Raw genomic sequence first — 24,336 nt, 5'->3', positions numbered from 1 at the left:
CTCCTCGCCCGCCGGGCTCGGGCGGCCCGACACCCTCACGGTAGCGGCGACGGGCGACACCGCGGTTCGGTCGACGTGCCGACCGGGAGTGCGGCCGGGACGTCAGGCGGAGCGGCGCAACACCGAGCCGGTCAGCAGCAGCACTCCCACCCCGTGCTGGCGGGCCTCAGCAGGTACGCGCCGCGCGTCGTGGTGCCCGTGAACGTCATTCCGGACACAGCGCTGACCGAAACCAGGAGGGTCCCTCTGCCCTCGAGACCCATGGCGACTGAGATATCGATCGTCTGGGCGAATGCGACGCCGGTGCCGGTCACGGTGGCGGGACCGGACGTCAGGTCGATGCCGAGCGCGGGGATGCCGGCACTGACCAGTCCGAGATCCTCGTCCGTGGTCACGGAGACCAGGAACTGCGCACCGACCGGTATCGGGTTCGTCGAGATCTCCACGTGGAATTCGGGGATGGTGGAGCAGTTGAAGAACGGGATTCGGACCGCGACCGCGGGCACCTCGGCCGACGCGGCGACCGCCGGAACGGTCGCGGCGACGGCGATCGCGGGGACCGACCAGGCGGCAGACCTCGTCAGTGCGCGGCGGGTGAGGCCCGTCGGTTCGTCGATTCGTCGGTGGTGCGTGTGGCGTGGTGCGTCTGCTGCGTCGTGCATGCACGGCTCCTGCGCTCGGGACGTCTGGTACCCGTCGACTGGATGCACCGACGGCGACCGTGCCGCGGCGCTCCGCCCAGAGTAGGGGAGCGGATGCGGCTGCCGCCAGCGTTTTGGCCGATCGGGTCCGTTTCGCGCGGGTCGCGTCAGGTGGCGGTTGCCGCACTGGCGCGTGACTCCGCCGCCAGCGCGCCGCGCGTCAACCCGAGCATGCCCTCGACGGCGCGGCCGAGCATCGAGCCGCGCTCGCCCGGGTCGCCCCAGCGCACGAGCGCCTGGGCGTTCAGCCCGTCGATCATGCCGAGCAGCTGCCAGGCGACCGCATCGGGGGCATCCGTCTCGAACTCGCCCGCGGCGACGCCCTGCTCGACGAAGCCACGCAGCACGTCGTGCCAGGCGTCCATCTCGCCGCGGATCGCGCCCGCGAGCGCGTCGCTGCGCCGGCCCATGGCCCACGCCTCGACCCAGACGATCGTGACGTCGTCGCGCTCGGCGTCGAGGAGCGTGTCGAGCAGCGCCGCGAGGCCCGCCGTCGGGGTGGGCTGCTCGGCGAGCAGGGCGGCGACCTCCTCGATCTCCTCGGAGACGATCGACGTGAAGGTGGCGGCGATGAGCGCGTCCATGTTCGGCTGGTAGTGCGAGACGAGGGCGGGGGTGACGTCGATGCGGGCCGCGATGCTGCGCAGCGTGAGCGCCGACAGGCCCTGGTCGAGGGCGAGCGAGCGCGCCGCGGCCTGGATCTGTTCCCCCCGAGCCTCGGGCGACTTCCGGCCGGCGCGCCGGCGAAGCGTTCGAGTCATCGCGTCGAGTCTAGGCAGTCGGATGCCGCTGAGGGGGTGCGCCGCGCCGATTGTTGACCATATGATCAATAACGCGTCGGTCGCCCGAGCGGCCGCCGCCCGCCACGAGGAGGAACCATGACCTGGCGCATGCCGTCCGAGACCGCCCCGCACGAGCGCACGTGGATGGCGTTCCCGCGCCCGAACCTCACGCTCGGCGAATCCGAGGCCGACGGCGACCGCGCGCGCGAGGCGTGGACCGCGGTGGCCCACGCCGTCGCGGAGTTCGAGCCGGTGACGATGGTCGTTGACCCCGTGGCATCCGCTCATGCCCGCAGCATGCTCGGCGGCCATATCGCGCAGGTCGAGGCCCCGCTCGACGACTACTGGATGCGCGACATGGGGCCCACGTTCGTGCTCGGCGACGACGGATCGCTCGGCGCGGTCGACTGGGTCTTCAACGGCTGGGGTGCGCCCGCGTGGGCGAGCTGGGAGCACGACCGCGAGATCGCGCGCTTCGTCGCGGGGCAGGTCGACGTGCCGGTCGTCTCGTCGCTGCTCGTGAACGAGGGCGGCGGCATCCACGTCGACGGCGAGGGCACGGTGCTCGTCACCGAGACCGTGCAGCTCGACCCGGGCCGCAACCCCTACGCCGACCGCGCACGCGTCGAGGACGAGCTCGCCCGCACCATCGGGGCGACCAAGGTGATCTGGCTGCCCCGCGGCCTCACCCGCGACTACGACGACTTCGGCACGCGCGGGCACGTCGACATGGTCGCGACGATCCCCTCGCCCGGTCGCCTGCTGCTGCACGCCCAGAACGACGTCGAGCACCCCGACTACGAGGTCACCCGCGAGCTGCGAGCCTTCCTCGAGATGCAGACGGATGCCGCGGGCCGCCGCTTCGACATCATCGACCTGCCCGCACCCGCGACGCTGCGCGACGAGCACGGCTTCGTCGACTACAGCTACGTGAACCACCTCGTCGTGAACGGCGGCGTCATCGCCTGCGGCTACGGGGAGGAGCGGGCGGATGCGGCGGCCGCCGAGATCCTCGCCGAGGCGTATCCCGGGCGGAAGGTCGTGACCGTCGATGCGCGGGAGATCCTGGCGCGCGGCGGTGGCATCCACTGCATCACGCAGCAGCAGCCGGCGGTGGGCGCGGATGCCGGGGTCGCTGCCGGGGCCGAGGTCGCTGCGGGGGCCGAGGGGGCCGAGCGATGATCGAGGTGCACGAGGCGTCCATCGCCGACCTGCGCGCCGCGCTCGAGGAGGGCCGCGCGACGAGCGAGCAGCTCGTGCTCGCGTACCTCGCGCGCATCGCGTACTTCGATCGCGGCGGCATCCGCCTGAACGCCGTGGTCGTGCCGAACCCCGACGCGCTCGCCGAGGCGCGGGAGTCGGACGCGCGGCGGTCGCGCGGCGAAGTGCTCGGGCCGCTCGACGGCATTCCGTACACCGCGAAGGACTCGTACGCGGTGCGCGGGCTCACGGTCGCGGCCGGCAGCCCGGCGTTCGCCGACCTCGTGGCCGGCGACGACGCGTTCGCGATCGCGCGGCTGCGTGCGGGCGGGGCGATCTGCCTGGGCCTGACGAACATGCCGCCCATGGCGAACGGCGGCATGCAGCGCGGGGTCTACGGCCGCGCCGAGAGCCCGTACAACGCCGACTACCTGACGGCCGCGTTCGCGTCGGGCTCGTCGAACGGGTCGGGCACCGCGACCGCAGCGTCATTCGCCGCGTTCGGGCTCGGCGAGGAGACCTGGTCGTCGGGCCGCGCGCCCGCCTCGAACAACGCGCTCTGCGCCTACACGCCCTCGCGCGGCGTCATCTCGGTGCGCGGCAACTGGCCGCTCGTGCCGACCATGGACGTCGTCGTGCCGCAGACGCGCACCATGGCCGACCTGCTCGCCGTGCTCGACGTGATCGTCGCCGACGACCCAGAGACGCGCGGCGACTTCTGGCGCGCGCAGCCGTGGGTCGCGCTGCCCGCGGCATCGTCGGTGCGCCCGGAGTCGTATGCGGCGCTGGCGCCGGGTGGGTCGGATGCCCCGGGGCCGGGCGACGACGGCGCGGATGCCTCGCCGGGCGACGCCGCGGCGGCCCGTGCCGCGCTCGCGGGCCGGCGCTTCGGCGTGCCGCGCATGTACGTGAACGCCGATCCCGACGCCGGCACCGCGGATGCCCCCGGCATCGGTGGGCCGACCGGGCGGCGCATCGAGACCCGCGCCTCGGTGATCGAGCTGTGGGCGGCCGCGCGCCGCGACCTCGAGGCCGCCGGCGCCGAGGTCGTCGAGGTCGACTTCCCCGCCGTCACGAACTACGAGGGCGACCGGCCCGGTGCGCCGACCGTGTTCACGCGCGGGCTCGTGAGCCCGGAGTTCCTTCGGAGCGAGATCGTCGACCTGTCGGCGTGGGCGTGGGACGACTTCCTGCGTGCGAACGGCGACCCCGCGCTGCCGAGTCTCGCCGACGTCGACGGCGCGCGCATCTTCCCGCAGCCCGAGGGCGCGCTGCCCGACCGCTACGCCGGGTTCGACGACGACATCGCCGACTACCCCGCGCACGTGCGCGCCCACCCGGGACGGCAACTCACCGACATCCCGAACCTCGAGGAGGGGCTGCGCGGGCTCGAGGAGACCCGGCGCATCGACCTCGAGCAGTGGATGGACGGCCTCGGCCTCGACGCCGTCGTCTTCCCCGCCGTGGCCGACGTGGGGCCGGCGGACGCCGATGCCGACGAGGCATCCGCCGACCTGGCCTGGCGCAACGGCACCTGGGTCGCCAACGGCAACCTCGTGCCGCGGCACCTCGGCATCCCGACGGTGACCGTGCCCATGGGCACGCTGGCCGACATCGGGATGCCCGTGGGCCTCACGTTCGCCGGCCGCGCCTACGACGACACGGCGCTGCTGGCGCTCGCCGCCGCGTTCGAGGCGACCGGGTCGCGCCGCACGTCGCCGCCGCGGACGCCACCGCTCACGGGACGCTGACCCGGGCATCCGCTCGGCCCACGGCGCTACGCTGAGCGTGGAGCGCCGCGTGTCGGAAAGGGGGTCGGCGATGGGCTGGAGAGACCTGTTCCGTCGCGGCCCCAAGCGGTTCAAGATGGAGCCCTACCGCGCGCCCGAGATCAATCCCGACCAGCCGCTGCGCGAGCACGTGATCGACGACGGCGTGATGGTCGCGCGGTACAGCGCCCGGCTCACGCTGAAGAACCGCATCATCGTCGGCGCGCTGCGCGGCGAGGACGCGTTCGACACTGCGCGGTACGAGGGGGTCGCGAGGAGATCCTCGACGAGCACATCGCCGAGCTCGACCGGTCGGCCGAGCGCGTGCACGAGGTGCGGCGCAAGGCGTTCAGCCTGCCCGGGCGCGCGAAGCACGAGCACGACTACCGATCGCGCGACCTGCACAACCTCGAGCACCGCGAGGAGGTCAACACGGCGGTCGCGGCGCGGCTGCGGGTGATCCGCGACGACGCGCAGTCGGTGCGGGTGCTCGTGAAGCTCGCGCGCGACGACGCGTGGGGAGATCGGCGGGGAGATCGCGCGCCGCTCCGCCGAGACCTGGCACCGCTACGAGGACGACCCCGACTACGAGCAGGGCCGCGACCGGCGCATGCGCCTGCTCATGCGCGAGGTCGCGTTCGAGGTGAAGCAGTCGCGCGAGGCCGCCGACGGCGCCCAGCACGCCTGACGCGCCGCGCGGTCAGGGGGTGACGGCGGTGCGGGCCGTGAGGCGCGTCACCGTGAATTCCGCCGGCGCGGTGAGCGCGACGCCGATCAGCACGTTGAGGCGGCCCGCGGCGACGTCGGCGGGCGTCGTCGTCGAGGCATCCGCCCGCACCGTGTAGGCCTCTCGGGCGCTCTGGCCGCGGAAGGCGCCGGCCCGGAACAGGTCGTCGAGGAAGCGCTCGACCATCGCGCGCACGCGCGCCTGCAGGTTCGCGTCGTTCGGCTCGAACACCGTCCAGGCGAGGCCGCGCTCGATGCTCTCCTCGAGGAAGCGCACCGTGCGGCGCACGGGCAGGTACCGCCACTCGGGATCGGTCGAGCGGGTGCGCGCGCCCCACACGAGCACCGAGCCGTCGCCCGCGGCGCGCAGCGCGTTCACCCGCAGCTGCGTGAGCGCCTCGATCTCGTGTTGGTGCACGGATGCCTCGAGGCCGCCGATGCCCGCCAGGGCGGCATCCGTGCCCGCCGGCGCCTTCCACACGCCGCGCGTCGCATCGGTGCGCGCGATGAGGCCCGCGATCGCGCCCGACGGCGCGCGCACGGTGTCGGCCGGTCGGAGCGGATCGGCGCCGGTCACGCGCGGCGCGTACACCGCGGCGTCCGGGCTGTCGGGGAAGGCGGCGAAGTCGGCAGCGGTGGCGGTTCGCGGGGCGAGGGCGGCGGGTGCGTCGAGCACCGCGGTCGCGCGGCGGCGCGTGGCGAAGTCGACGGCGGCGGCGATCACGGACTCGCCGACGCCGAACGCCGCGAGCGGGTCGCCGCGTCGCGCGACCCCGGCTGAGGCGTACGGCGGCACGACCAGGAGTCCGAGGTGCTCTGAGACCGCGAGGGCGTGGAGGCCGCGGGGTGCGGGCACGTCGGCGCCGAGCACGTCGTCGTCTGCGACCGTCCCGTCGCCGGCCCCGACCCGCACCACGATCGCGCGTCGCCCGCCGTTGCGGAAGAAGTCGCGCACCGAGTAGCCGAGGTGGCTGCGCGCCGTGACCCCGCCGAACGTGCGGGCGAACTCGCCCCAGCTCGCGACCGACACCGGCTCGTCGTGCGGGCCCGCCGTCGCGCCGCCCACGAACCCCGTGAGCGCGGTCTGGACCGGCGTGATCGGCGGCGGTCCGGGTTGCGGCACCTCGCGCACGAACACGCCCGGCGACAGGAACCGATCGGCCATCGCGTGCCTCCTCCCGGGCGTTCGGCGGCTACGACCGAGTGTACGAGGGGTGGTGCTGAGACCCGTCACGAAGCCGCGTTCCGCGCCCGCATTCCGCACCCTTTCGACGGGTCTGGGAAGGCGCCGGGTCAGGGAGGCGCTCGCGCAGCAGCGCGAGGCTCACGAGGCCTTGGTCGAGCTGGAAGCGTCGGAGCGTCGGGATCGACGGCACCTCGGGGCCGGCGGACGCCTCGAGGAAGAACCCGGTGAGGCCGATGAGCAGACGGTTCGCCACGTCGTCGTCGAGCCCCGCGAAGACCGGATGCCCGTGGAGCAGCGACTCCACGTCGGCGGTCGGGTCGTACAGGCGCACGTTGACGAGCAGCACGAGCGCGTCGAGCCAGCCCGCGCCGAGCGCCGCCCACGGCCAGTCGACGAGCACGACGGATCCGTCCGGCCGCACGAGCACATTGTCGGCCCGCACGTCGAGGTGCACCAGGCGGTCGCCGCCCACTTCGCCGATCGCGGTGGTCGCCGCCACGGCGAACTCGTCGATCCGCCCCGCCACCCACTCGCGGTCGTCGGGTGCCAGCGCGGGCAGGCGCGACGGGTCGGCGGCGAGTCGCTCCCAACTGCGCAGGTTGTCGTCGAGCGCGTCGGTCGCCGACCCGAGCATCCCGCGAAGCGCGGGCGGCGCGGGTTCGGCCGTGAGTGCGGCGAGCGCGTCGAGCACGGCCGTCAGCTCGTCGGGCTGCCAGGGGGTGTGCGGATGCCGCCCCTCGACGTCGTCGAACACGACCGCGATCCAGTCCCCCTGGTCGACCACGCCGCGCACGCCGGGAGCCGGCAGGTCGTCGGGCAGCGCACTCGCGATGGCCCCCTCCAACCGGTGGAGCTCGACCGAGCGCGCGTTCACCGAGGCCGCCGCGGTCTTCACGAACGCGCGCGCACCGTCGGCCGTCGTGACCCGGTCGGCGGAGCCGGGGAGAACCCGGCCGGCTGGCTGACGGCGTCGACCACGGGCGAGCCGAGCAGGTCGTCCACCGCAGCGCGCAGACTCGCGGGCACGTCGCCCCAGGGCATCCGACTGCCCGAACCATGCACCGCCATGGCGCAACGGTACCGGCCCGCCCGGACCGCCCGGACCGCGTGGGAGGACTCAGGCGACGTTCACCGAGATGCCGTGGTGGCCGGTGGCGCCGTCGGGGGCGACCGGCACGCGCTCCTCGGTCTGCACCTCGCCGTCGGCGCTGATGGCCCGCACCCGCAGCTGTCGCGTGCCCGGCTCGGCCTGCCACTCGTGCCGCCACTGCACCCACGTGTCGTCCGAGATCGCGGTCGCGAGCTCGGCCGGCTCCCACGGCCCGTCGTCGACCGACACCTCGACGCCCGCGACACCCGTGTGCTGGTGCCACGCGACCCCGGCCGCGACCTGCGCGCCGGGCGAGACCGTCGACCCGGGGCGCGGCACGTCGATGCGCGAGTGCAGCTTGATCGGCCCGCGCTCCGACCAGCCGCGCGGGGTCCAGTACGCCTCGGCGCGGTCGAACCGGGTGACCTCGAGTTCGGTCACCCACTTGGTCGCCGACACGTAGCCGTAGAGGCCGGGCACCACCATGCGCACCGGGAAGCCGTGCTCGGCGGGCAGCGGCTCGCCGTTCATGCCGACCGCGAGCAGCGACTGCCGGTCGTCGGTGAGCGCCTCGATGGGCGTGCTCGCCGTCCACCCGTCGACCGAGCGCGAGAGCACCATGTCGGCGTCGGCGGCCGGACCCGCCTCGGCGAGCAGCTCGCGGATCGGCGCGCCGAGCCACACGGCGTTGCCGATGAGCGAGCCGCCCACCTCGTTCGACACGCACGCGAGCGTCACGGCGTGCTCGACCAGCGGCAGGGCGAGCAGCTCGTCCCAGGTCAGCGTGATCTCGCGGTCGACCATGCCGTGGATGCGCAGGCTCCAGTCGGCCGGCTCGAGGTCGGGCACGCGCAGCGCCGTGTCGATGCGGTAGAAGCGGTCGTTCGGCGTGACGACGGGTGCGAGCCCGTTGATGCCGAGTTCGGCGCCGGCCGGAATCGGCGGGGCGGGCGTCGCGGGCGTCGGCAGCGAGATCGCCTCGCGCACCGCGCTCACGGCCCGGGAGCCCGCCTGCAGGGCGTAGCCGCCGAGCGCGGCGACGGCACCGATCGCAGCCGCGCCGCCGGCCCAGCCGAGGAAGCGGCGCCGGTCGATGCCGGTCGCGCGGGCGGCGTCCTCGGGGGCATCCGCTCGCTCTGGCGCCGGGGCGGGCAGGCGCCTCAGCACGACGGCCAGGGCGGATGCCGCTGCGCCGGCCGCGATCGCCGACGGCACCCAGTCGAGCGGGGTGGCGTTCGCGCGCGACGTCGCGGCGATGAAGCCGACCACGCCGAGCCCGACGAGCACGACGCGGCCGAACGGCGGGCGCCGCCACTCGAGCACGCCCGCGCCGAACGCGACCGCGATGAGCACGATGCCGATGCCGACCAGCAGCGCGGTCTTGTCGTTCGTGCCGAACAGCGCGATCGCGGTGTCCTTCGCCCACGGCGGCGCGAGGTCGACGAGCCACGAGCCGATGACGGTGAACGGGCTGCCGCCCTGCGCGAAGAGCGCGGCCGACAGCTCGCCGAGGCCGGCGCCGAACAGTGCCGCGGCCACGCCGGCGCCGCCCGGCAGCAGCCATCCGGGCAGGGGTCGTCGGGGCGAGTCGGCCATGCTCCCACGCTAGGTCGCGCGCGGGCGAGCGGAGGCGCGGATGCCGGAATCGTCAGCGCTTCGTCACATTTCGCGGATGCGCCAGACTGGGCGCATGCTCACCCCCGACAGCCCCGACTGGATGCGGCCGCTCGGCGCGACCGGCATCGACGTGTGCGCCATCACCATCGGCGGCAGCCCGCTCGGCTCGATGCCGCACCTCTACGGATCGGCGGTCGCCGCAGACGCCGCGGTCGACTTCGTGCAGGCGGTGCTCGAGTCGCCGTTCCGCACCATCGACACGTCGAACGGCTACAGCGACGGCGAGAGCGAGCGGCGCATCGGCGCGGCGATCGCGCGTGCCGGCGGGCTCGGCGAGGGCCGCGCGGTGATCACCAAGGTCGACCCGCGCGACGGCGACTACTCGGGTGCGCGCGTGCGCGAGTCGGTGCGCGAGAGTCGCGAGCGACTCGGCCTGGACGAGCTGCCGCTCGTGCACCTGCACGACCCCGAGGGCTGGGACTTCGCCGCCATGACCGCGCCCGGCGGCGCCGTCGACACGCTCGTCGCCATGCGCGAGGCCGGCGAGATCGGGCGCATCGGGCTCGCGGGCGGCCGCGTGCAGGAGATCGAGCGCTACTTCGCGCTCGACGTGTTCGACGCCCTGCTCGTGCACAACCGCTGGACCCTCGTCGACCGCAGCGCCGAGGCGCTCGTCGAGCGTGCGGTCGAGCGTGGCGTGCCGGTGATCAACGCGGCGGTCTACGGCGGCGGCATCCTCGCGCGACCCGAGGGTGCGACGCACTACGGCTACCGGCCGGCATCGGATGCCACGCTGGCCGCGGTGCGTGCGATGGCGGAGGCGTGCACGCGGTACGGCACCGACCTCGCCACCGCCGCGCTGCAGGCGTCGCTGCGCGACCCCGTCGTCGCCACCACGGTCGTCGGCGCGACGAAGCCCGAGCGGCTCGACGGCCTGCTCCGTGCGGCCGCGGCCGACCTGCCCGACGCGCTGTTCGACGAGCTCGACGCGCTGCGGCCGGGGCGCGAGCACTGGCTCGACTTCGGCGACTGAGCGGTCGGGGGAGGCGGCCCGGCGGCCCGGGTTCGCCCCCGCCGCGCGTCGCGACCGGGCGATGTCGGCGGCCGGGCGTAGCGTGCGGCACATGGAGACGAGCCCCGTGACCGAGTCGATCGACCTGCCGCTGACCGGCAGCGACGCCTGCCCCGACTGCGGGTCGGGCAGCACCGTGCAGGTCGTCTACGGGCTCACCGACGAGGTGCTCGACCAGGCCATCGCCGACGGCGACGTCGTGCACGGCGGCTGGTTCCCCACCGACTTCGCGCCCACCCGGCACTGCAAGGCGTGCCACGCCCAGTGGGTCGAGACCGACGAGTACCTCGGGTCGCTCGCAGGCTGACGGGAGCGCCGGCTCAGGGGCATCCGCTCGGTGCCGCCCGCAGGGAAATCGCTCAGTCGGTGACCACCGGCTCCCGGGCCGGCTTCGGCGCCTTCGCGGCCCGCGCCCGGCGGCGCAGCCACCACTTGTGCGCCTCGACGACCGCGAGCACGGGCAGCAGCAGGGCGATGCACTCGAGCCACTGCCACCCGGTGAGGGAGACCGTGCCGAGCGCGGCCTGGAGGAACCCGAACTCGGTCGTGGCGACGAGCAGCAGCACCGGCCAGACGAGCATCTTCGCGGCCGACGAGATCGGCGGCAGGAGGCCCGACTCGGGTGCGCGGCGCATGAGCAGCGCGCTCAACACGGTGGCGAATCCGACGACGATGTAGACCATGGTCATCGAGGCGCTGGGATCGGTCGGGCTCGGGGCATCCGGCCCCCACACCAGCGGCACGAGCGAGACGATGAAGATCGTCACGCCGTAGAGCAGCCACTCGGCGAGCGACGCCGGGTTCGTGATGCCCTGCTTCGGGTCGCGCGGCGGGCGGTCCATGATGCCCGGCGGCGTCGGGTCGCCCGCGATCGCGAGCACCGCGAACAGCGTGATGAAGAAGTTGAGGAACAGCACCATGCCCGGGAACATCGCGACGCCGTCGTTGATCGCGAACGCGCTCGCGGCCAGGAACAGGAAGATCATCGAGAACAGCTGCGACATCTGGAAGCGCAGGTAGGAGACGATCTTGTCGTAGACGACGCGGCCGAGCTCGACCGCGTGCACGAGCGTCGAGAAGTTGTCGTCGGTGAGCACGAGCTTCGCCGCCTGCTTCGTGACCTCCGAGCCCGAGCCCATCGCCACGCCGATGTCGGCCTGCTTGATCGCGGCCGCGTCGTTCACGGCGTCGCCGGTCATGGCGACCACCTCGCCCTGCGACTGGAGCATGCCGACCAGGCGCAGCTTGTCCTGCGGGGTGACGCGGCCGAACACGTGCAGGTGGCCGAGTCGGGAGTTCAGCTTCGCGTCGTCGAGCGTGCGCAGGTCGGCGCCCGAGATCGCGCCCGGGCCGAGGCCGAGCTCGGCGCCGATGGCGCCCGCCGTCACCGCGTGGTCGCCCGTGATCATGCGCACCTCGATGCCCGCGCGCTGCGCGAGCGCGACCGCGTCCTTCGCCTCGGCGCGGAGCGGGTCGACGATGCCGACGATGCCCGCGAGCACCAGGTCGTGCACCATGCCCTGCGGGTCGCGCAGCATGTCCGCCTCGTCGGACGCGTCGAGCGTGCGGGTCGCGAGGGCGAGGGTGCGCAGGCCCGATGCCGACATCTCCTCGAGCGCCGCCGTCGCGGCATCCGCATCGACCGGCACGATCTCGCCCGACGCGTCGACCATGCTGACGCACCGGCCGAGCACGATGTCGGGCGCGCCCTTCACGAACTCGACCAGGTGGCGCTCCCCGCGCACCTCCATGCGGTGGAAGGTGGCCATGTACTTGTAGTCGGAGTCGAACGGCACCTCGGCGAGCCGTGGGTGGGTGCGGCGCGACTCGTCGGCGTCGACGCCGAGCTTCGCGGCGAGCACGACCAGCGCGGCCTCGGTCGGGTCGCCGACCACGTCGCCGTCGGGGGAGACGGATGCATCGTTCGGCAGCACGAGCGCCTGCGCGAGCTTGCCCGGATGCACCTCCGCCTCGTCGCCCGCGGGCGTCAGCACGCGCCCGTCGAACGAGTACCCGCCGCCCGTGACCGACAGGTGCGCGCCGCCGAACCAGACCGTGCGCACTGTCATCTCGTTCATCGTGAGCGTGCCGGTCTTGTCGGAGCAGATCGCGCTCGTCGCGCCGAGCGTCTCGACGTCGTTCAGGCTCGTGACGATCGCCTTCTGCGCGGCGAGCCGGTTCGCGCCCCAGCCGAGCAGGCTCTGCACGAACGCCGGCAGGCCGGTCGGGATCGCCGAGATCGCGACCGCCGTGCCGAGGAAGAGCAGCTCGTCGAGCTCCTGCCCGCGCAGCAGGCCGATCGCGATGATGATCGCGACCGCCGACCAGGCGATGATGCCGAGCACCTTCGTGAGCGAGTCGAGCTCGCGCCCGAGCGGCGACTTGCCCGACTCGACCGTGGTGAGCAGGCTCGCGATGCGGCCGACCTCGGTGCGCATGCCGGTCTCGACGACGACGATGCGGGCGGTGCCGCGCGTGATCGACGTGTTCTGGTAGACCATCGAGGTGCGGTCGGCGAGGGCCGTGTCGGCGCCGGTCGCGGTGGGCCCCTTCGGGATCGGCAGCGACTCGCCGGTGAGCGCCGCCTCCTGCGTCTCGAGGTTCGCCGCCCGCAGGATGCGTCCGTCGGCGGGCACGAGGTCGCCCGCCTCGAGGTCGACCACGTCGCCCGGCACGATGTTCGTCGCGTCGACCAGTCGCACTGCGCCGCCGCGCACCACTCGGGCCTGCGGCACCTGCAGCTTCGACAGGGCGTCGACGCTGCGCTTCGCCTTGAGCTCCTGGCTCGTGCCGCGCCACACGTTGTACAGCACCAGGATGCCCACGATGATCGCGGTCGAGACCTGGCCGATCACGAGCGACACGATCGCGACGATCACGAGCATGAGCGTCATGAGCTCGAACAGCTGCTTCAGCGCGATGCGCACCCAGCTCGGCTGCGGGGCGGACGCGAGTGCGTTCTCGCCGTACTCCGCGAGCCGCCCGTTCACCTCGCCCTCGACGAGGCCCGCCGCCGGATCGACGCCGAGCCGCGTCGTCACCTCATCGGTCGTGAGACTCCACCAGGCCGGGCCGGGCGTCTCCTCGGGTGCATCCGTGGTGCTCGTTGCAGCTGCGTCCGTCATGCCGCTCCGCCTCCCCGCGTCGTCGTCGCCAGCCTAGTGACGATGCGGGAGGGCGGGCGAGCGGATGCCGCGGGGCGGCGCCCTACTTCGGCTGCTCGCCGCGCAGCATGAGGCGCGCCCGGGCGAGGATCGTCGCGATCACCACGACGACCACCGCGACGATCGCCGCGACGGCGGCCGGCGTCGACAGCAGGTCGCCGTCGAGACGTGCGATCGCGACCCAGGTGAGTCCCCAGCAGAGCGACAGCGTCGGCGCGATGCGCCCGCCGCCGCGCACGGCGATCGCGACGCCCACGAGGCCGGCGACCGCGAGCACCACGACGGCCCAGGCATCCGCCCCCATGCCCCACCCGTCGAACCCGGCGGCGACGAGCCCGGCCGTGACGTTCGCGGCGGTCGCGATCGACACCCAGCCGAGGTAGAGGCCGACCGTGCCGTCGGTGACCAGCGCGTCGAGCGCGTTCGCGGGCCGCCAGCGCAGCAGCGTGAGGAACGCGACGACGAGCACGCCGAGCAGCACGGCGATGATCGGGATGCTGAGCCAGAGCACGTCGAACTGGATCGACAGGATCCACGCGGCGTTCAGCAGCAGCGAGGCGGCGACCGGGTAGCCGACGCGGCGGTGGCGCTCGGCCGTGCGCTGCGCGGGCAGGAACTGCCACACCGCGTAGGCGAGGAGCCCGAAGTAGATCACCGACCAGATCGAGAACGCGCCCGTGCCCGGAGCGATGGGCGTGGCGTCGGCGGCCAGCGCGCCGCCCGCGGCGTCCTGGATCGGCGTGCCGCCGGCCGCGCCGGACCCGATGAACGAGCCCACCACCGCGAGCACGGCGCTCACGGCGACGGTGAGCTGGCGGGCCAGGTCGTTCGTTGCGGTGGGGCGGGCGGATGCCTCGGGGGCATCCGTCGCCTGCGCTGCCGTCGGGCGGTCAGGCGTGGTCGCGTCGTTCGCGTTGGCGTTCGTCGTCGATCGCGCCGTGGTCTCGTGGGATGCGGACATGTCGCTGCCTCCTGTGCTCACGGTAGGCCTCGCCGCCGGTGTCGGCGGGAGGGCGCGCGGCGCGTTCGGCGCCGCTCGTACAGGGTTCAGGCGGACCCGCCCGTTCGGATGCACCGTCGTGCCGCGAAAACATGCAACGGCGTGGAACACGCGGCGTGTCTGCATGTATTCGCCGCCATGTGTCCGATCTGCATGTAATCGCGACCGGCGGGGCCGGGTGAGCGCGGCAGGGTGGACGCGCGCGGCATCCGTAGACTCGGCGCGTGCAGGTGCAGCAGACCGGTGACGTCACGCGCGACTGGTACACGCGGTTCGCCGCGAACGAGGCGCGCGGGCAGTCGGCGATCTACGAGGCGTGGGCGACCGGTGTGGCCGGCGACGACGAGGTGCTCGACCGCATTCGCGAACTGCCCCGGCCGAAGCGGCAGCCGAACCTCGTGTTCGCGTGCTCGCGCCTGCTCGGCGCGCCCGAGGGGGCGTACGGCGAGTGGCGCGAGTGGCTGCTCGCGCACTGGCCGGCGGTGGCGGATGCCGCGCTGCACCGCGCGACCCAGACCAACGAGCCGCGCCGCTGCGCCACCATGCTGCCGCTGCTCGCCGGCATCGACGGGCCGATCGCGCTGCTCGAGGTGGGTGCGTCGGCGGGTCTGTGCCTGTATCCGGATCGCTACGCCTACCGCTACGACGATGGTCCCGTGCTCGCCGACACCGTGCTCGGCGAGTCCGACGTGCTGCTGGAGTGCGCGACGACCGGGCCGGTGCCGCTGCCCGCGCGCATGCCCGAGATCGTGTGGCGCGCCGGTATCGACTTGGCGCCGCTCGACGTCGACGACGCCGACGACATGCGCTGGCTCGAGACGCTGATCTGGCCCGAGCAGGTCGAGCGGCGCGAGCGCATCCGCCGGGCGATCGAGGTGGCGCGACGGGAGCCCGCGCGACTGGTCGCGGGCGACGGACGCGAGCGGCTGCGCGAGGTCGCGGCCGGGGCTCCGACGGATGCCACGCTGGTGGTGTTCCATGCCGGCACGATCGTGTACCTCGGCCGCGACGACCGTGCTGCGTTCGCCGACGAGGTGCGTGCGCTCGCGGCCGATCGCGGCCGCACGCACTGGATCTCGCTCGAGGGCCAGGGCGTCACGCCGGGCGTGCAGCCCGACGGTACGCAGGCGTCGTCGCGGTTCGCGCTCGCCCTCGACGGCACCCTCGTCGCGTTCGCCGGTCCGCACGGCCAGTCGCTCGACTGGCTCGGCCGACCCTCGCCCGCCTTCCGCGAGTCGTCATGAATTGTCGCTATCCGTGCGCGGAAAGCGACAGTTCATGACGACTCGGCGGGGCTGCTACGGGGTCAGCCAGGTCCAGCCCTCTTCGCTGATGTCGATCAGCACCTGCACGCGGTCGCCGTCGTCGAAGCTGGTGACGCAGGTGTACGAGTCGCCGGTCGCGACCCGATTGGGTGCGTCGCCGCAGTCGGTGCCGGTCGCGCGCCACGGCGCACCCTCGGCCTCGGCCTGGTCGTTCCAGTCGAGCGTGACGTAGTACTCGACCTCGGCCGGGTCGAGCTCCCACCGCTGCGTCTTGTCGACGGCGTCGTCGGCGTCAGCGTCGTCGCCCGCTGCGTCGCCCGCGGCATCCGACCCGTCGTCGACCGCACCCGCGGCGTCGCCATCGGCCGGCTCGTCGACCGGGGCGGGCGCCTCCTGCGAGGTCTCGTCGAGCTCGGCGAGCGCGGCGTCGATCTCGGCCTGCACGATCGGGTCGGAGAGCGCCGTGACGAGCGACACGATCACCGCGACGATGAGCGCGAGCGCGCCGGCGACGATGCTGACGATGCCGAGCACCTTCGCGAGCGCGCGGCGGCGGCGCACGACCGCGAGCACGAGCGCCACGATGCCGAGCACGATCGCCGGCACCGATGCGAGGATGCCGACGAGCGGCAGCACGAAGGCGCCGACGAGTGCGATCGCGGCGACGACTGCCGCGATGATCGCGAGGGCCCCCACGCCGCGGGGCGCGGCGGCCGCCTCCTCGGCGGTGGGCTCGGGTGCGGGCGGCGCCGCCTGCTGCGACATCTCGGGCAGGGTCGCGGTGGCGGTCGCGGACGCGCCGGGCGCGCTCCACCCCGCCTCAGCTGCGGGGGCCGGCGCGGCAGCCGGTGCCTCGGGTGCGGCCGCGGTCGCCTCGGGCGCGGGCTGGGCCGGGGTGGTCTGGTCGTCGGTCTGCTCGCTCACGGCGTCCTCTCGGTGACTGTCGGTCGAGGGTACGACGCGGTGCACCGGCGTCCGGTCCGCTTGTGGAGGAGCGAGCGGGCGGATGCCCGTCAGCCCGCGTCGTCCTCGCCGACGATCCCCTCGTGGATGCGCCGCAGGTCCTCCATGAGCGAGCCGATCACCACCCAGTGCGTCGACCGCGGCGGGGCGAGGGCGAGCGGCGCGGTGAGCACCGGGATCTCGGTGGTCATCGGCTCGGGCTCTCGCTCGGCGGGGCGCACGAGCAGGCGCACGTCGTGCGCGGCGCGCTCGAGCTCGTCGCGGATCGAGCGCACCGACGGCTCGTCGTGCAGCGACTCGTCGTAGTGGTCGTGGAACGCGCGGGTCATGCCGATGAGCTGCGTCGTGATCGGGCGCAGTCGCTCGAGCAGCGCCTCGAGCTGTTCGAGCTCGCGCCGATGCGACTGGCGGCGCGGGTTCAGCGCGAGCGACTCGCGCGCGTCGTCGAGCGCCTGCTCCGCGGCATCCGTCATCGGTCGCAGCAGCCGGGCCTCGATGATGATGCCCGACACGTCGGCCGGCCGCTGCGGGTCGGCCAGGCCGTGCGCGAGGCGATCCATCGACGCGGCGACCTCGAGGCCCAGGTCGACCACCGCGCGACGGGCCGGCTCGACCAGCACGGGCGGCACGATCAGCGCGTTCACGACGATGCCGATGAACGCGCCGAGCACGGTCTCGAGCACGCGGTCGAGCGCGTACTGCGGGGTCGCCTGCCCGAGGGCGAGCACCAGCATGGCGCTGATCGCGACCTGGTTCGACGTGCCCGACGTGAGCTTCAGGCCCCACGAGGTGAGGCTCGCCACGATGATCGCGAGCAGCACGACCCACGACGCGGGCCCGAGCAACAGGCCCAGCACCGACGCGAGGATGACCCCGACGATCACGCCCACGCTGCGCTCGATGCCCTTGCCGAGCGACTGGTTCACGCTCGGCTGCACCACGAGCAGGGCCGCGATGGCCGCGAAGATCGGCAGCGTGGTGGGGAACAGGAGGCCGCCGAGGAGCCACGCCGTGAGCGTGGCCACGATCGACTTGGCGACCTGCAGCAGCGGCAGTCGCCGCGACGCTCGGAACTCGCCGGCGAAGCGCATGGCTCCACGCTAGCGCTCGCGCGTTTCGCGCTCGCCGCAATCGGGTGCGGCGCGGGTAGGCTCACGACATGAGCCCGGAAGCACAGGTGCTGGTGGTCGGCGAATCGCTCATGGACGTCGTCATCGACGCCGATGGTGGCGAGACGGATGCCCCGGGCGGATCGCCCGCGAACGTGGCGCTCGGGCTGGCCCGGCTGGGCGTCGGCGCGAGGCTCGTGACGGCGCTCGCCCGCGACGCGTACGGCGAGGCGATCGCCGCGCATCTCGAGGCATCCGGTGTCATGATCGACGCGGGCTCGTGGAGCCTCGACCGCACCGCGAGCGCCCGGGCGACCATCGCCGCCGACGGCTCGGCCACGTACGACTTCGACATCGCCTGGCAGCTTCCCGCCGCGCCCGCGCTCGCCGGCGAGCGGATGCTGCACACCGGATCGATCGCCGCGTTCCTCGCGCCCGGCGCGGCGCTCGTGCGCGAGGCGGTGGCCGCCGCGTCGGGGCGCGCGCTCGTCACGTTCGACCCGAACATCCGGCCCGCGCTCATCGGCGACGCAGACACCGCCCGCGTCGAGGTCGAGTCGCTCGCGGCGTCGTGCGACGTGGTCAAGCTGAGCGACGAGGACGCCGCGTGGCTCTACCCCGGTCGCGCGATCGACGTCGTGGTGGCCGAGCTGCTCGGCGCAGGGGCCGGAGTCGTGGCCGTCACGCTCGGCGGCGACGGTGCGGTGGTCGCGAACACCGAGGCATCCGCCGCGGTGCCCGCCGTGCCGGTCGACGTGCGCGACACCGTCGGGGCCGGCGACACCTTCATGGCGGCGCTCATCGCGGGGCTGCTGGCGACGGATGCCCCGCCCGCGACGCTCGACCACGACGCCCTCGCCCGGCTCGGCAAGCGCGCCGTGACGGCGGCATCGATCACGGTCGGGCGCGTGGGCGCCGACCTGCCGACCGCACGCGAGCTCGAGCACGCGCTCGACGCCGCGACCGTGCGCGAGTGCCTCGACGCGGCGGCCTGCACCAGCCCCTGGTGACGGCGCGCGGCTACTCGGTCGCCGCGGTTTCGGCGACCTCCGCCGCCTCGCGTTCGACGGGCTGCCGGATGAGCCGCACCAGGAACACGCAGCCCGCGAGCACGACGAGGGTCACGACCAGTCCGAGCCAGATGAGGTCGGTCGCCGCGAGCACGACGTAGCCGACGATCGCCGAGCCGCCCGCGATGCCGACGAACGGCAGCTGCGTCACCACGTGCGTGATCACGTTCGCGCCCGCGCCGGTCGCGGAGAGGATCGTCGTGTCGGAGATCGGCGAGCTGTGGTCGCCCGCGACGGCGCCCGCCAGCACGGCGCCGAGCATCGGGAGCAGCAGCTCCGGGGCATCCACCGCGTTCACGATGCCGCCCGCGATCGGCAGCAGCAGGCCGAACGAGCCCCACGACGTGCCCGTCGAGAACGCCATCGCCGCGGCGAGCACGAACACGATCGGGATCAACCACGCCGGCGAGAGGTTCGACGACTCGACGAGCTCGCCGAGGAAGACGCCCGTGCCGAGCGCGTCGATCAGTCCGCCGAGCATCCACGCCAGGATCAGGATGCCGACCGCGGGCATCATCGACTTGACGCCCTCCCACCAGCCGCGGCCGAACGTGTTCCACGCGAACTTCGGGTTCGCCGTGGTGTAGCGGAAGTAGTAGTACAGCGCGGCGACGAGGCCGAGCGCGCCGCCGAAGATGAGCGCGGCGCTCGTGTCGGTCGAGGCGAGGATGTCGACGACGTTCCACGAGCCACCTGCGCTCACACCGGTCCAGACGATGCCCGTGAACACGCCGACGACCAGTGCGACGAACGGCACGACGAGGGCGCGCTTCGCGCCGGGCTCGTGCACCGGCAGGTCCTCGCTGAGCGCGCCGGGCACGACCTCGCCCTCGGCATAGGGTCGGCCCTCGACGATCGCCCGCCGCTCCTCGCGGCGCATCGGCCCGAGGTCGGCCTTGAAGATGATGACGAGCCACACGAGCACCGCGGCGGCGATCGCGTAGTAGTTCGCGGCGGCCGCGCCGAGGAACGCCTGCACGCTGCTGAGCGTCAGAGCCGAGGCCGCGACGATGGGCGCGAGGATGCCCATGATGTACGCGCCCCAGCTCGAGAACGGGGCGAGCACCGCGACCGGGGCCGACGTCGAGTCGACGATGTACGCGAGCTTGGCGCGCGAGATGCGGTGCTGGTCGGTGACCGGCCGGCTGATCTGGCCGACCGCGAGGGCGTTGAAGTAGTCGTCGATGAAGATGACGATGCCGAGGATGGCCGGCAGGAACATGCCGCCGCGTCGGGTCTTGATGCGCTCCACCGCCCAGTCGGCGAACGCCTTGGTACCGCCCGACATCATGATGAACGCGGCGATCACGCCGAGCGCGAGCGTGAAGACGAGGATGTAGACGTACCAGGTGTTCACGCCGCCGTCGACCCAGAAGATCTCGGCGAACGACTCCCACACGAGCCGCAGCGTCTCGAGCGGATTGAACGCCGCGATGAGCAGCGCCGCCGCGACGACGCCGGCCCCGAGGCTCAGCATCACCTTCTTCGTGATGATCGCCAGCAGGATCGCGATCACCGGCGGTACCAGGGTCAGCCAGGGTGCGGTCTCGAGCATCGGGTCCCCCTCCCGTGTGCTCCGACCCTAGGAGGGGTGCGCGCGGCCCGTCAACGGTCGGGGGGACGTGCGGGGTGCGTCGACGCCGCTCGTGTTCGCTCACGGCTGAACAGGTTGCAGTGGGAGTTCAGTCGGTGGATTCGGCTGGAATCCGGCATGTTTCGGGTGGCGTAACACGGCGCGATCTCGGCGCAATGTCCGCGGAGACATGCGGATTTCGACGACATCCGTTGAAGAACAGGCCTCGAAGCCGCGATGCGACGCGGCGCGTTCCCGGCGAGAAACCGCCGAATTCCGCGTAACTCCGAGTTAACTCCGGCCGTCGGTGACAGAAACAAACCGCCCGGACACTCGATCACACCTCCCTCAACGCCGAAGCAGTGTCCTCGTCCGTCGCCGGCGGGAGCGACGCTGACGACCGAAAGGATGCAACGTGCTCGACGTCCCATCCGCAACTGAATCCCGCCCCCTGCTGGAAGTCCGCGACCTGAGCGTCACGTTCGAGTCGGGCGCGGTGCACGCGGTGCGCTCGGCCGGCTTCGAGGTCCGCCCGGGGGAGCGCGTCGCCATCGTGGGCGAGTCCGGATCCGGCAAGAGCACGACGTGTGCGGCCGTCGGTGGATTCGTGACCGAGCCCGGCTCGCTCGTCGAGGCATCCGCCCTCCAGTTCGACGGCCGGGACCTGCGGACGCGGAAGCCGTCTCGCATCCCGCGCCAGACCCCCGGCATCTCGATGATGTTCCAGGACGCGATGACCTCGCTCGACGCGGTCTGGACGGTCGGGAGCCAACTCGAGGCGGTGCTCGGCAACCAGCTCAAGCTGCGCGGGAAGGCACGGCGGGCCGAGGCGGAGTCGTGGCTGCGCCGGGTCGGCCTCCACGACGTGGACCGGGTCATGCGCAGTCGACCGTACGAGCTCTCGGGCGGCATGCGCCAGCGCGTGATGCTCGCGATCGCGCTCTGCGGCCGGCCGCGACTGCTCATCGCCGACGAGCCGACCTCGGCACTCGACGCCTCCCGCTCGGTCGAGATGATGCAGCTCATGATCGAGCTCGCGGCGACGACCGGCGCCGCGGTGCTGATCGTCACGCACGACATCCGGCTCTGCCAGTCGTTCGCCGATCGGGTGGTCGTCATGTACCAGGGGTGCGTGGTCGAGGACCTCCCGGCGAGCCGGCTCGAGGATGCGGCGCACCCGTACACGCGCGCACTCGTCGAGTGCGTCCCCAGCCTCGAGAACCACGACGCGGAGCTGCTGCCGACCATCGACGGCATGGCGCTGGCGTCGAACGTCGCGGCGCGCGAGGCGGAGGAGGCCCGGGTTGCCTGAGACCGTCATCGGCCGTCGGCCCTTCACCGAGATCCGCGTGGACGACGCGCGCCGCGTCTTCGGGTCGCGTCGCACGCGCCACGTCGCCGTCGACGGCGTCGACCTCACGATCGGTCCGTCCACCTCGCTGGGGATCGTCGGCGAGTCGGGTTCGGGCAAGAGCACGCTCTCGCGGATGCTGGTCGGGCTGGACGAGCCGACCGCGGGCACCGTCTACCTGAACGACGTCCCCGTGCACGACTGGCTCGCGCGTCGCGACCGGGAGCTCGAGTTCCGACGCACCGTGCAGTACGTGCCGCAGGACACGAGTTCGTCCTTCGACCCGCGCCGGACGCTGCGCGACTCGGTGCAGTCACCGCTGCGCACGCTCTACGGGCTGACCGGCCGCGAGCTCGACGACGCGTTCGACGACGTGCTCGAGTCGCTCCAGCTCGATCCGGCCCTGGCCGATCGCAAGCCGCACCGGGTGTCGGGCGGCCAGCGCCAGCGCTTCGCCATCGCCCGCGCACTCATCGTGCGTCCCCGCGTGATCGTCTGCGACGAGGTCGTCTCCGCGCTCGACGTCAGCGTGCAGGGCGCCATCCTGAACCTCCTCAAGCAGTACATCGCCGAGCACGACGCGGCGATCGTCTTCGTCTCGCACGGCCTCCCCGCGACCGCGTTCATCTGCTCGCGGATGAGCGTCATGCACCACGGCCGCGTCGTCGAGAGCGGGCCGACCGAGCAGGTCGTGCACGACCCGGCCGACGACTACACGCGCTCGCTGATCGACGCCCACCGGCTGGACGACCTGCACCAGGGGGTGCCTGCATGAGCGCGCTCGGTCGCCAGCGGTGGTGGATCATGCGGACCCTGGCCCTGCCCGTCCACATCCTCGTCTTCGCACTGCTTGCGTTCTTCCTCGTCCGGCTCATGCCGGGCGACCCCGTGCTCAACTTCCTCAGCGACGGCGCCGCATCGCCGGAGGACTACGCACGGGTCGAGGCCGCCCTCGGCCTCGACGGCACCCTCCTCGAGCAGTTCGGCCGCTACCTCGTCGGACTCGCCCAGTTCGACATGGGGAACTCGATCACCTCGGGCAGGCCGGTCGTCGACGAGCTGATGCTGCGATTCCCGATCACCCTCCAGCTCACCGTCGTGGGACTGGTCGTGACGATCGCCGCCGCGTTCGCGGGCAGCTACGTCGCGGCGGTCGCCCCGACGAGCATCATCGGCCGGGGCATCCGCGTCTACGCCCGCACCGCCGGGGCGATCCCCGACTTCGTGCTCGGCGTGGTCTCGATCTTCCTGTTCTACGTGCTGCTGCGCATCGCGCCGCCGCCGGTCGGCCTGGTCGGGGCGGTGGAGACGCTCCCCGAGCCGGTGACCGGGTTCTCGCTCATCGACGCCGCCCTCGTGGGCGACTGGCACATCACCGGGTCGATCCTCGCGCACCTCGCACTCCCCGTGCTGGTGCTGGTGTTGGGCTACTCGCCGCTCATCATGAAGATCCTCATCATCTCGCTCGACGAGGCGGTCGATGCGCCCTCCACGCGCTTCCGCATCTCGACCGGCGCCTCGAGGGGGACGGTCATCGCCAGCATCATGCGGCGGGCGGCCCCGCCGGCCGTCGTCATCTGCGGAATGCTCTTCGGCGGGCTGCTGGGCGGCTCGATCGTGCTCGACCAGCTGTTCAGTCTCGGCGGCGTGGGCCAGTTCGCCGTCGCGTCGATCAACGCCAACGACTTCCCGGTGCTGCAGGGATTCCTCGTGCTCACCGCGGCCGTCTCCCTCGTCGTCTATCTCCTGGTGGACGTCGTGAACATGACCCTCGACCCCCGACGCCGACCCGGAATGGTGGTGGCCTGATGACCCTCCGACTCGCTGGACCCGCGGGCGATGCGGCCGTCGCCGCACCCGTCGCGCGACCCAGGCCGCGCTGGTCGACCTACCTGATCTTCCTGCCCGCCGCCCTGCTCGCCGTGCTCGCGATCGTCGGTCCGTACGTCACTCCGTACGACCCGACCCGTGTGGTCGGCGGAGCCGCCATCGCACCGAACGCCACCTACTGGTTCGGAACGGACTCCGCCGGCATGGACGTCTTCTCCCGCACCATCGCCGCTGCCCGGGTCGATGTGCTGATCGCCACCGTGGTGACGCTCGGCGCGACCCTCGGCGGCATCCTGATCGGGATGTTCGCCGGGATGGGGGAGTCCCATGGGGGACTGCGCGGGCTGATCGCTCGCGGCACCTCGCGCGTGCTCGACCTGGCGGACGCGGTGCCCCTCATCGTGATCGCCATGGTGATCGTCGCCATGTTCGGCGCCACGGAGCTCTCCCTCAGCATCGTGCTGACGATCGTGCTGATCCCCGGGCCCGCACGCCTCACCCGGGCGGAGACCCTGCGGGTGAGAGGCGAGGCCTACCTCGATGCGGCCCGGATCGGCGGCATGCGGGAATCGCGGCTGAGCCTTCGGCACGTGCTGCCGAACGCGGCGATCCCCGCGGTCGAGAACGTGTCCGTCGTGTTCGGCGTCGCCGTCGCGATCGCCGCGGCGCTCGGGTTCCTCGGGGTGGGGATCGCCCCGCCGACGCCCGAGTGGGGGTCGATGGTCTCCCGAGGGACGTCCGACCTCATCTCCGGCCGATGGTGGTCGGCGGTGTTCCCCGCCGTCTTCCTGGGCGCGGCGATCGTCGCCGTCGCCGTCGCCGGCGGAGCCGCCGTGAGGCGCCTCCGCAGCTGACCTGACCCCCGTTC

General features: G+C 73.0%; 22 protein-coding genes. 11 read left to right on the top strand and 11 right to left on the bottom strand.

Translation table 11 applies throughout. The features are described from left to right. Positions 1-131 precede the first annotated feature (131 nt). Positions 132-506 (bottom strand): hypothetical protein, encoded by a 375-nt coding sequence (locus QUE38_RS05580; RefSeq protein ID WP_286310616.1) that lies wholly within the window; start codon positions 504-506, stop codon positions 132-134. A gap of 302 nt (positions 507-808) precedes the next feature. Further along, positions 809-1,462: a TetR/AcrR family transcriptional regulator gene (locus tag QUE38_RS05575; protein ID WP_286310615.1), complete on the bottom strand. Its 654-nt coding sequence runs from the start codon at positions 1,460-1,462 to the stop codon at positions 809-811. A gap of 117 nt (positions 1,463-1,579) precedes the next feature. Between QUE38_RS05575 and QUE38_RS05570 the strand changes: the two genes are divergently transcribed. The 3 genes from QUE38_RS05570 to QUE38_RS05560 all read left to right on the top strand — a co-directional run bounded on the left by QUE38_RS05570 (position 1,580) and on the right by QUE38_RS05560 (position 4,912). Next, positions 1,580-2,665: an agmatine deiminase family protein gene (locus tag QUE38_RS05570; RefSeq protein WP_286310614.1), complete on the top strand. Its 1,086-nt coding sequence runs from the start codon at positions 1,580-1,582 to the stop codon at positions 2,663-2,665. Continuing rightward, on the top strand, positions 2,662-4,434 hold the full coding sequence (locus QUE38_RS05565; protein WP_286310613.1) for an amidase: 1,773 nt from the start codon (positions 2,662-2,664) through the stop codon (positions 4,432-4,434). Before QUE38_RS05570 ends, QUE38_RS05565 begins: the two co-directional genes overlap by 4 nt. 70 nt (positions 4,435-4,504) lie before the next feature. Then, on the top strand, positions 4,505-4,912 hold the full coding sequence (locus QUE38_RS05560) for a hypothetical protein (RefSeq protein ID WP_286310612.1): 408 nt from the start codon (positions 4,505-4,507) through the stop codon (positions 4,910-4,912). Positions 4,913-5,152: 240 nt separating this feature from the next. Here QUE38_RS05560 and QUE38_RS05555 read toward each other — a convergent pair whose 3' ends face one another. The 4 genes from QUE38_RS05555 to QUE38_RS05540 are packed head-to-tail and all read right to left on the bottom strand — an operon-like array spanning position 5,153 to position 9,050. Continuing rightward, positions 5,153-6,343, bottom strand: a complete 1,191-nt coding sequence (locus QUE38_RS05555) for a phage tail sheath family protein (protein WP_286310611.1) — start codon at positions 6,341-6,343, stop codon at positions 5,153-5,155. A gap of 28 nt (positions 6,344-6,371) precedes the next feature. After that, complete coding sequence (locus tag QUE38_RS05550) at positions 6,372-7,259, bottom strand: protein kinase family protein (protein WP_286310610.1); 888 nt, start codon at positions 7,257-7,259, stop codon at positions 6,372-6,374. Continuing rightward, the gene (locus QUE38_RS05545) at positions 7,256-7,432 is read right to left on the bottom strand and encodes a hypothetical protein (protein WP_286310609.1); all 177 of its coding nucleotides are present in this window, start codon (positions 7,430-7,432) and stop codon (positions 7,256-7,258) included. The genes QUE38_RS05550 and QUE38_RS05545 overlap by 4 nt, the downstream gene beginning before the upstream one ends. Before the next feature lie 49 nt (positions 7,433-7,481). After that, on the bottom strand, positions 7,482-9,050 hold the full coding sequence (locus QUE38_RS05540) for a molybdopterin-dependent oxidoreductase (RefSeq protein WP_286310608.1): 1,569 nt from the start codon (positions 9,048-9,050) through the stop codon (positions 7,482-7,484). Between the two features lie 94 nt (positions 9,051-9,144). Here QUE38_RS05540 and QUE38_RS05535 point away from each other — a divergent pair, with 94 nt between their 5' ends. Both QUE38_RS05535 and QUE38_RS05530 read left to right on the top strand, forming a co-directional pair. Next, positions 9,145-10,104, top strand: a complete 960-nt coding sequence (locus QUE38_RS05535; RefSeq protein WP_286310607.1) for an aldo/keto reductase — start codon at positions 9,145-9,147, stop codon at positions 10,102-10,104. 91 nt (positions 10,105-10,195) lie between these two features. Further along, positions 10,196-10,450, top strand: a complete 255-nt coding sequence (locus tag QUE38_RS05530; protein WP_286310606.1) for a hypothetical protein — start codon at positions 10,196-10,198, stop codon at positions 10,448-10,450. A 52-nt stretch (positions 10,451-10,502) separates the two neighbouring features. Here QUE38_RS05530 and QUE38_RS05525 read toward each other — a convergent pair whose 3' ends face one another. Both QUE38_RS05525 and QUE38_RS05520 read right to left on the bottom strand, forming a co-directional pair. Continuing rightward, positions 10,503-13,268 (bottom strand): cation-translocating P-type ATPase, encoded by a 2,766-nt coding sequence (locus tag QUE38_RS05525; protein ID WP_286310605.1) that lies wholly within the window; start codon positions 13,266-13,268, stop codon positions 10,503-10,505. Positions 13,269-13,350: 82 nt separating this feature from the next. After that, on the bottom strand, positions 13,351-14,268 hold the full coding sequence (locus QUE38_RS05520) for a TspO/MBR family protein (protein ID WP_286310604.1): 918 nt from the start codon (positions 14,266-14,268) through the stop codon (positions 13,351-13,353). Between the two features lie 263 nt (positions 14,269-14,531). Here QUE38_RS05520 and QUE38_RS05515 point away from each other — a divergent pair, with 263 nt between their 5' ends. Then, positions 14,532-15,551: a DUF2332 domain-containing protein gene (locus QUE38_RS05515; RefSeq protein ID WP_286310603.1), complete on the top strand. Its 1,020-nt coding sequence runs from the start codon at positions 14,532-14,534 to the stop codon at positions 15,549-15,551. Positions 15,552-15,605: 54 nt separating this feature from the next. Here the strand turns inward: QUE38_RS05515 and QUE38_RS05510 are convergent, their stop codons facing one another. Together QUE38_RS05510 and QUE38_RS05505 are read right to left on the bottom strand one after the other, a co-directional pair. Further along, positions 15,606-16,496, bottom strand: coding sequence for a hypothetical protein (locus QUE38_RS05510; RefSeq protein WP_286310602.1), 891 nt, complete (start codon positions 16,494-16,496; stop codon positions 15,606-15,608). Between the two features lie 89 nt (positions 16,497-16,585). Next, positions 16,586-17,626 carry an FUSC family protein gene (locus QUE38_RS05505; protein WP_286310601.1) on the bottom strand — a complete coding sequence of 347 codons (1,041 nt, stop codon included), beginning with the start codon at positions 17,624-17,626 and terminating at the stop codon, positions 16,586-16,588. A gap of 68 nt (positions 17,627-17,694) precedes the next feature. On the opposite strand from QUE38_RS05505, the gene QUE38_RS05500 reads away from it, so the two are divergent. Beyond that, the gene (locus QUE38_RS05500; protein WP_286310600.1) at positions 17,695-18,654 is read left to right on the top strand and encodes a carbohydrate kinase family protein; all 960 of its coding nucleotides are present in this window, start codon (positions 17,695-17,697) and stop codon (positions 18,652-18,654) included. Positions 18,655-18,664: 10 nt separating this feature from the next. Here QUE38_RS05500 and QUE38_RS05495 read toward each other — a convergent pair whose 3' ends face one another. Continuing rightward, on the bottom strand, positions 18,665-20,269 hold the full coding sequence (locus tag QUE38_RS05495; protein WP_286310599.1) for a Na+/H+ antiporter NhaC family protein: 1,605 nt from the start codon (positions 20,267-20,269) through the stop codon (positions 18,665-18,667). A gap of 433 nt (positions 20,270-20,702) precedes the next feature. On the opposite strand from QUE38_RS05495, the gene QUE38_RS05490 reads away from it, so the two are divergent. The 4 genes from QUE38_RS05490 to QUE38_RS05475 are packed head-to-tail and all read left to right on the top strand — an operon-like array spanning position 20,703 to position 24,322. Beyond that, positions 20,703-21,599, top strand: a complete 897-nt coding sequence (locus QUE38_RS05490; protein ID WP_286310598.1) for an ABC transporter ATP-binding protein — start codon at positions 20,703-20,705, stop codon at positions 21,597-21,599. Continuing rightward, positions 21,592-22,413, top strand: coding sequence for an ABC transporter ATP-binding protein (locus tag QUE38_RS05485; RefSeq protein ID WP_286310597.1), 822 nt, complete (start codon positions 21,592-21,594; stop codon positions 22,411-22,413). The genes QUE38_RS05490 and QUE38_RS05485 overlap by 8 nt, the downstream gene beginning before the upstream one ends. Further along, positions 22,410-23,447, top strand: coding sequence for an ABC transporter permease (locus QUE38_RS05480; RefSeq protein ID WP_286310596.1), 1,038 nt, complete (start codon positions 22,410-22,412; stop codon positions 23,445-23,447). Before QUE38_RS05485 ends, QUE38_RS05480 begins: the two co-directional genes overlap by 4 nt. Further along, positions 23,447-24,322 carry an ABC transporter permease gene (locus QUE38_RS05475; protein ID WP_286310595.1) on the top strand — a complete coding sequence of 292 codons (876 nt, stop codon included), beginning with the start codon at positions 23,447-23,449 and terminating at the stop codon, positions 24,320-24,322. Before QUE38_RS05480 ends, QUE38_RS05475 begins: the two co-directional genes overlap by 1 nt. Positions 24,323-24,336 lie beyond the last annotated feature (14 nt).

This window comes from Agromyces mangrovi (assembly GCF_030296695.1).
Lineage (GTDB): Bacteria > Actinomycetota > Actinomycetes > Actinomycetales > Microbacteriaceae > Agromyces > Agromyces mangrovi.
This window is presented reverse-complemented; position numbering and strand designations above follow the sequence as displayed.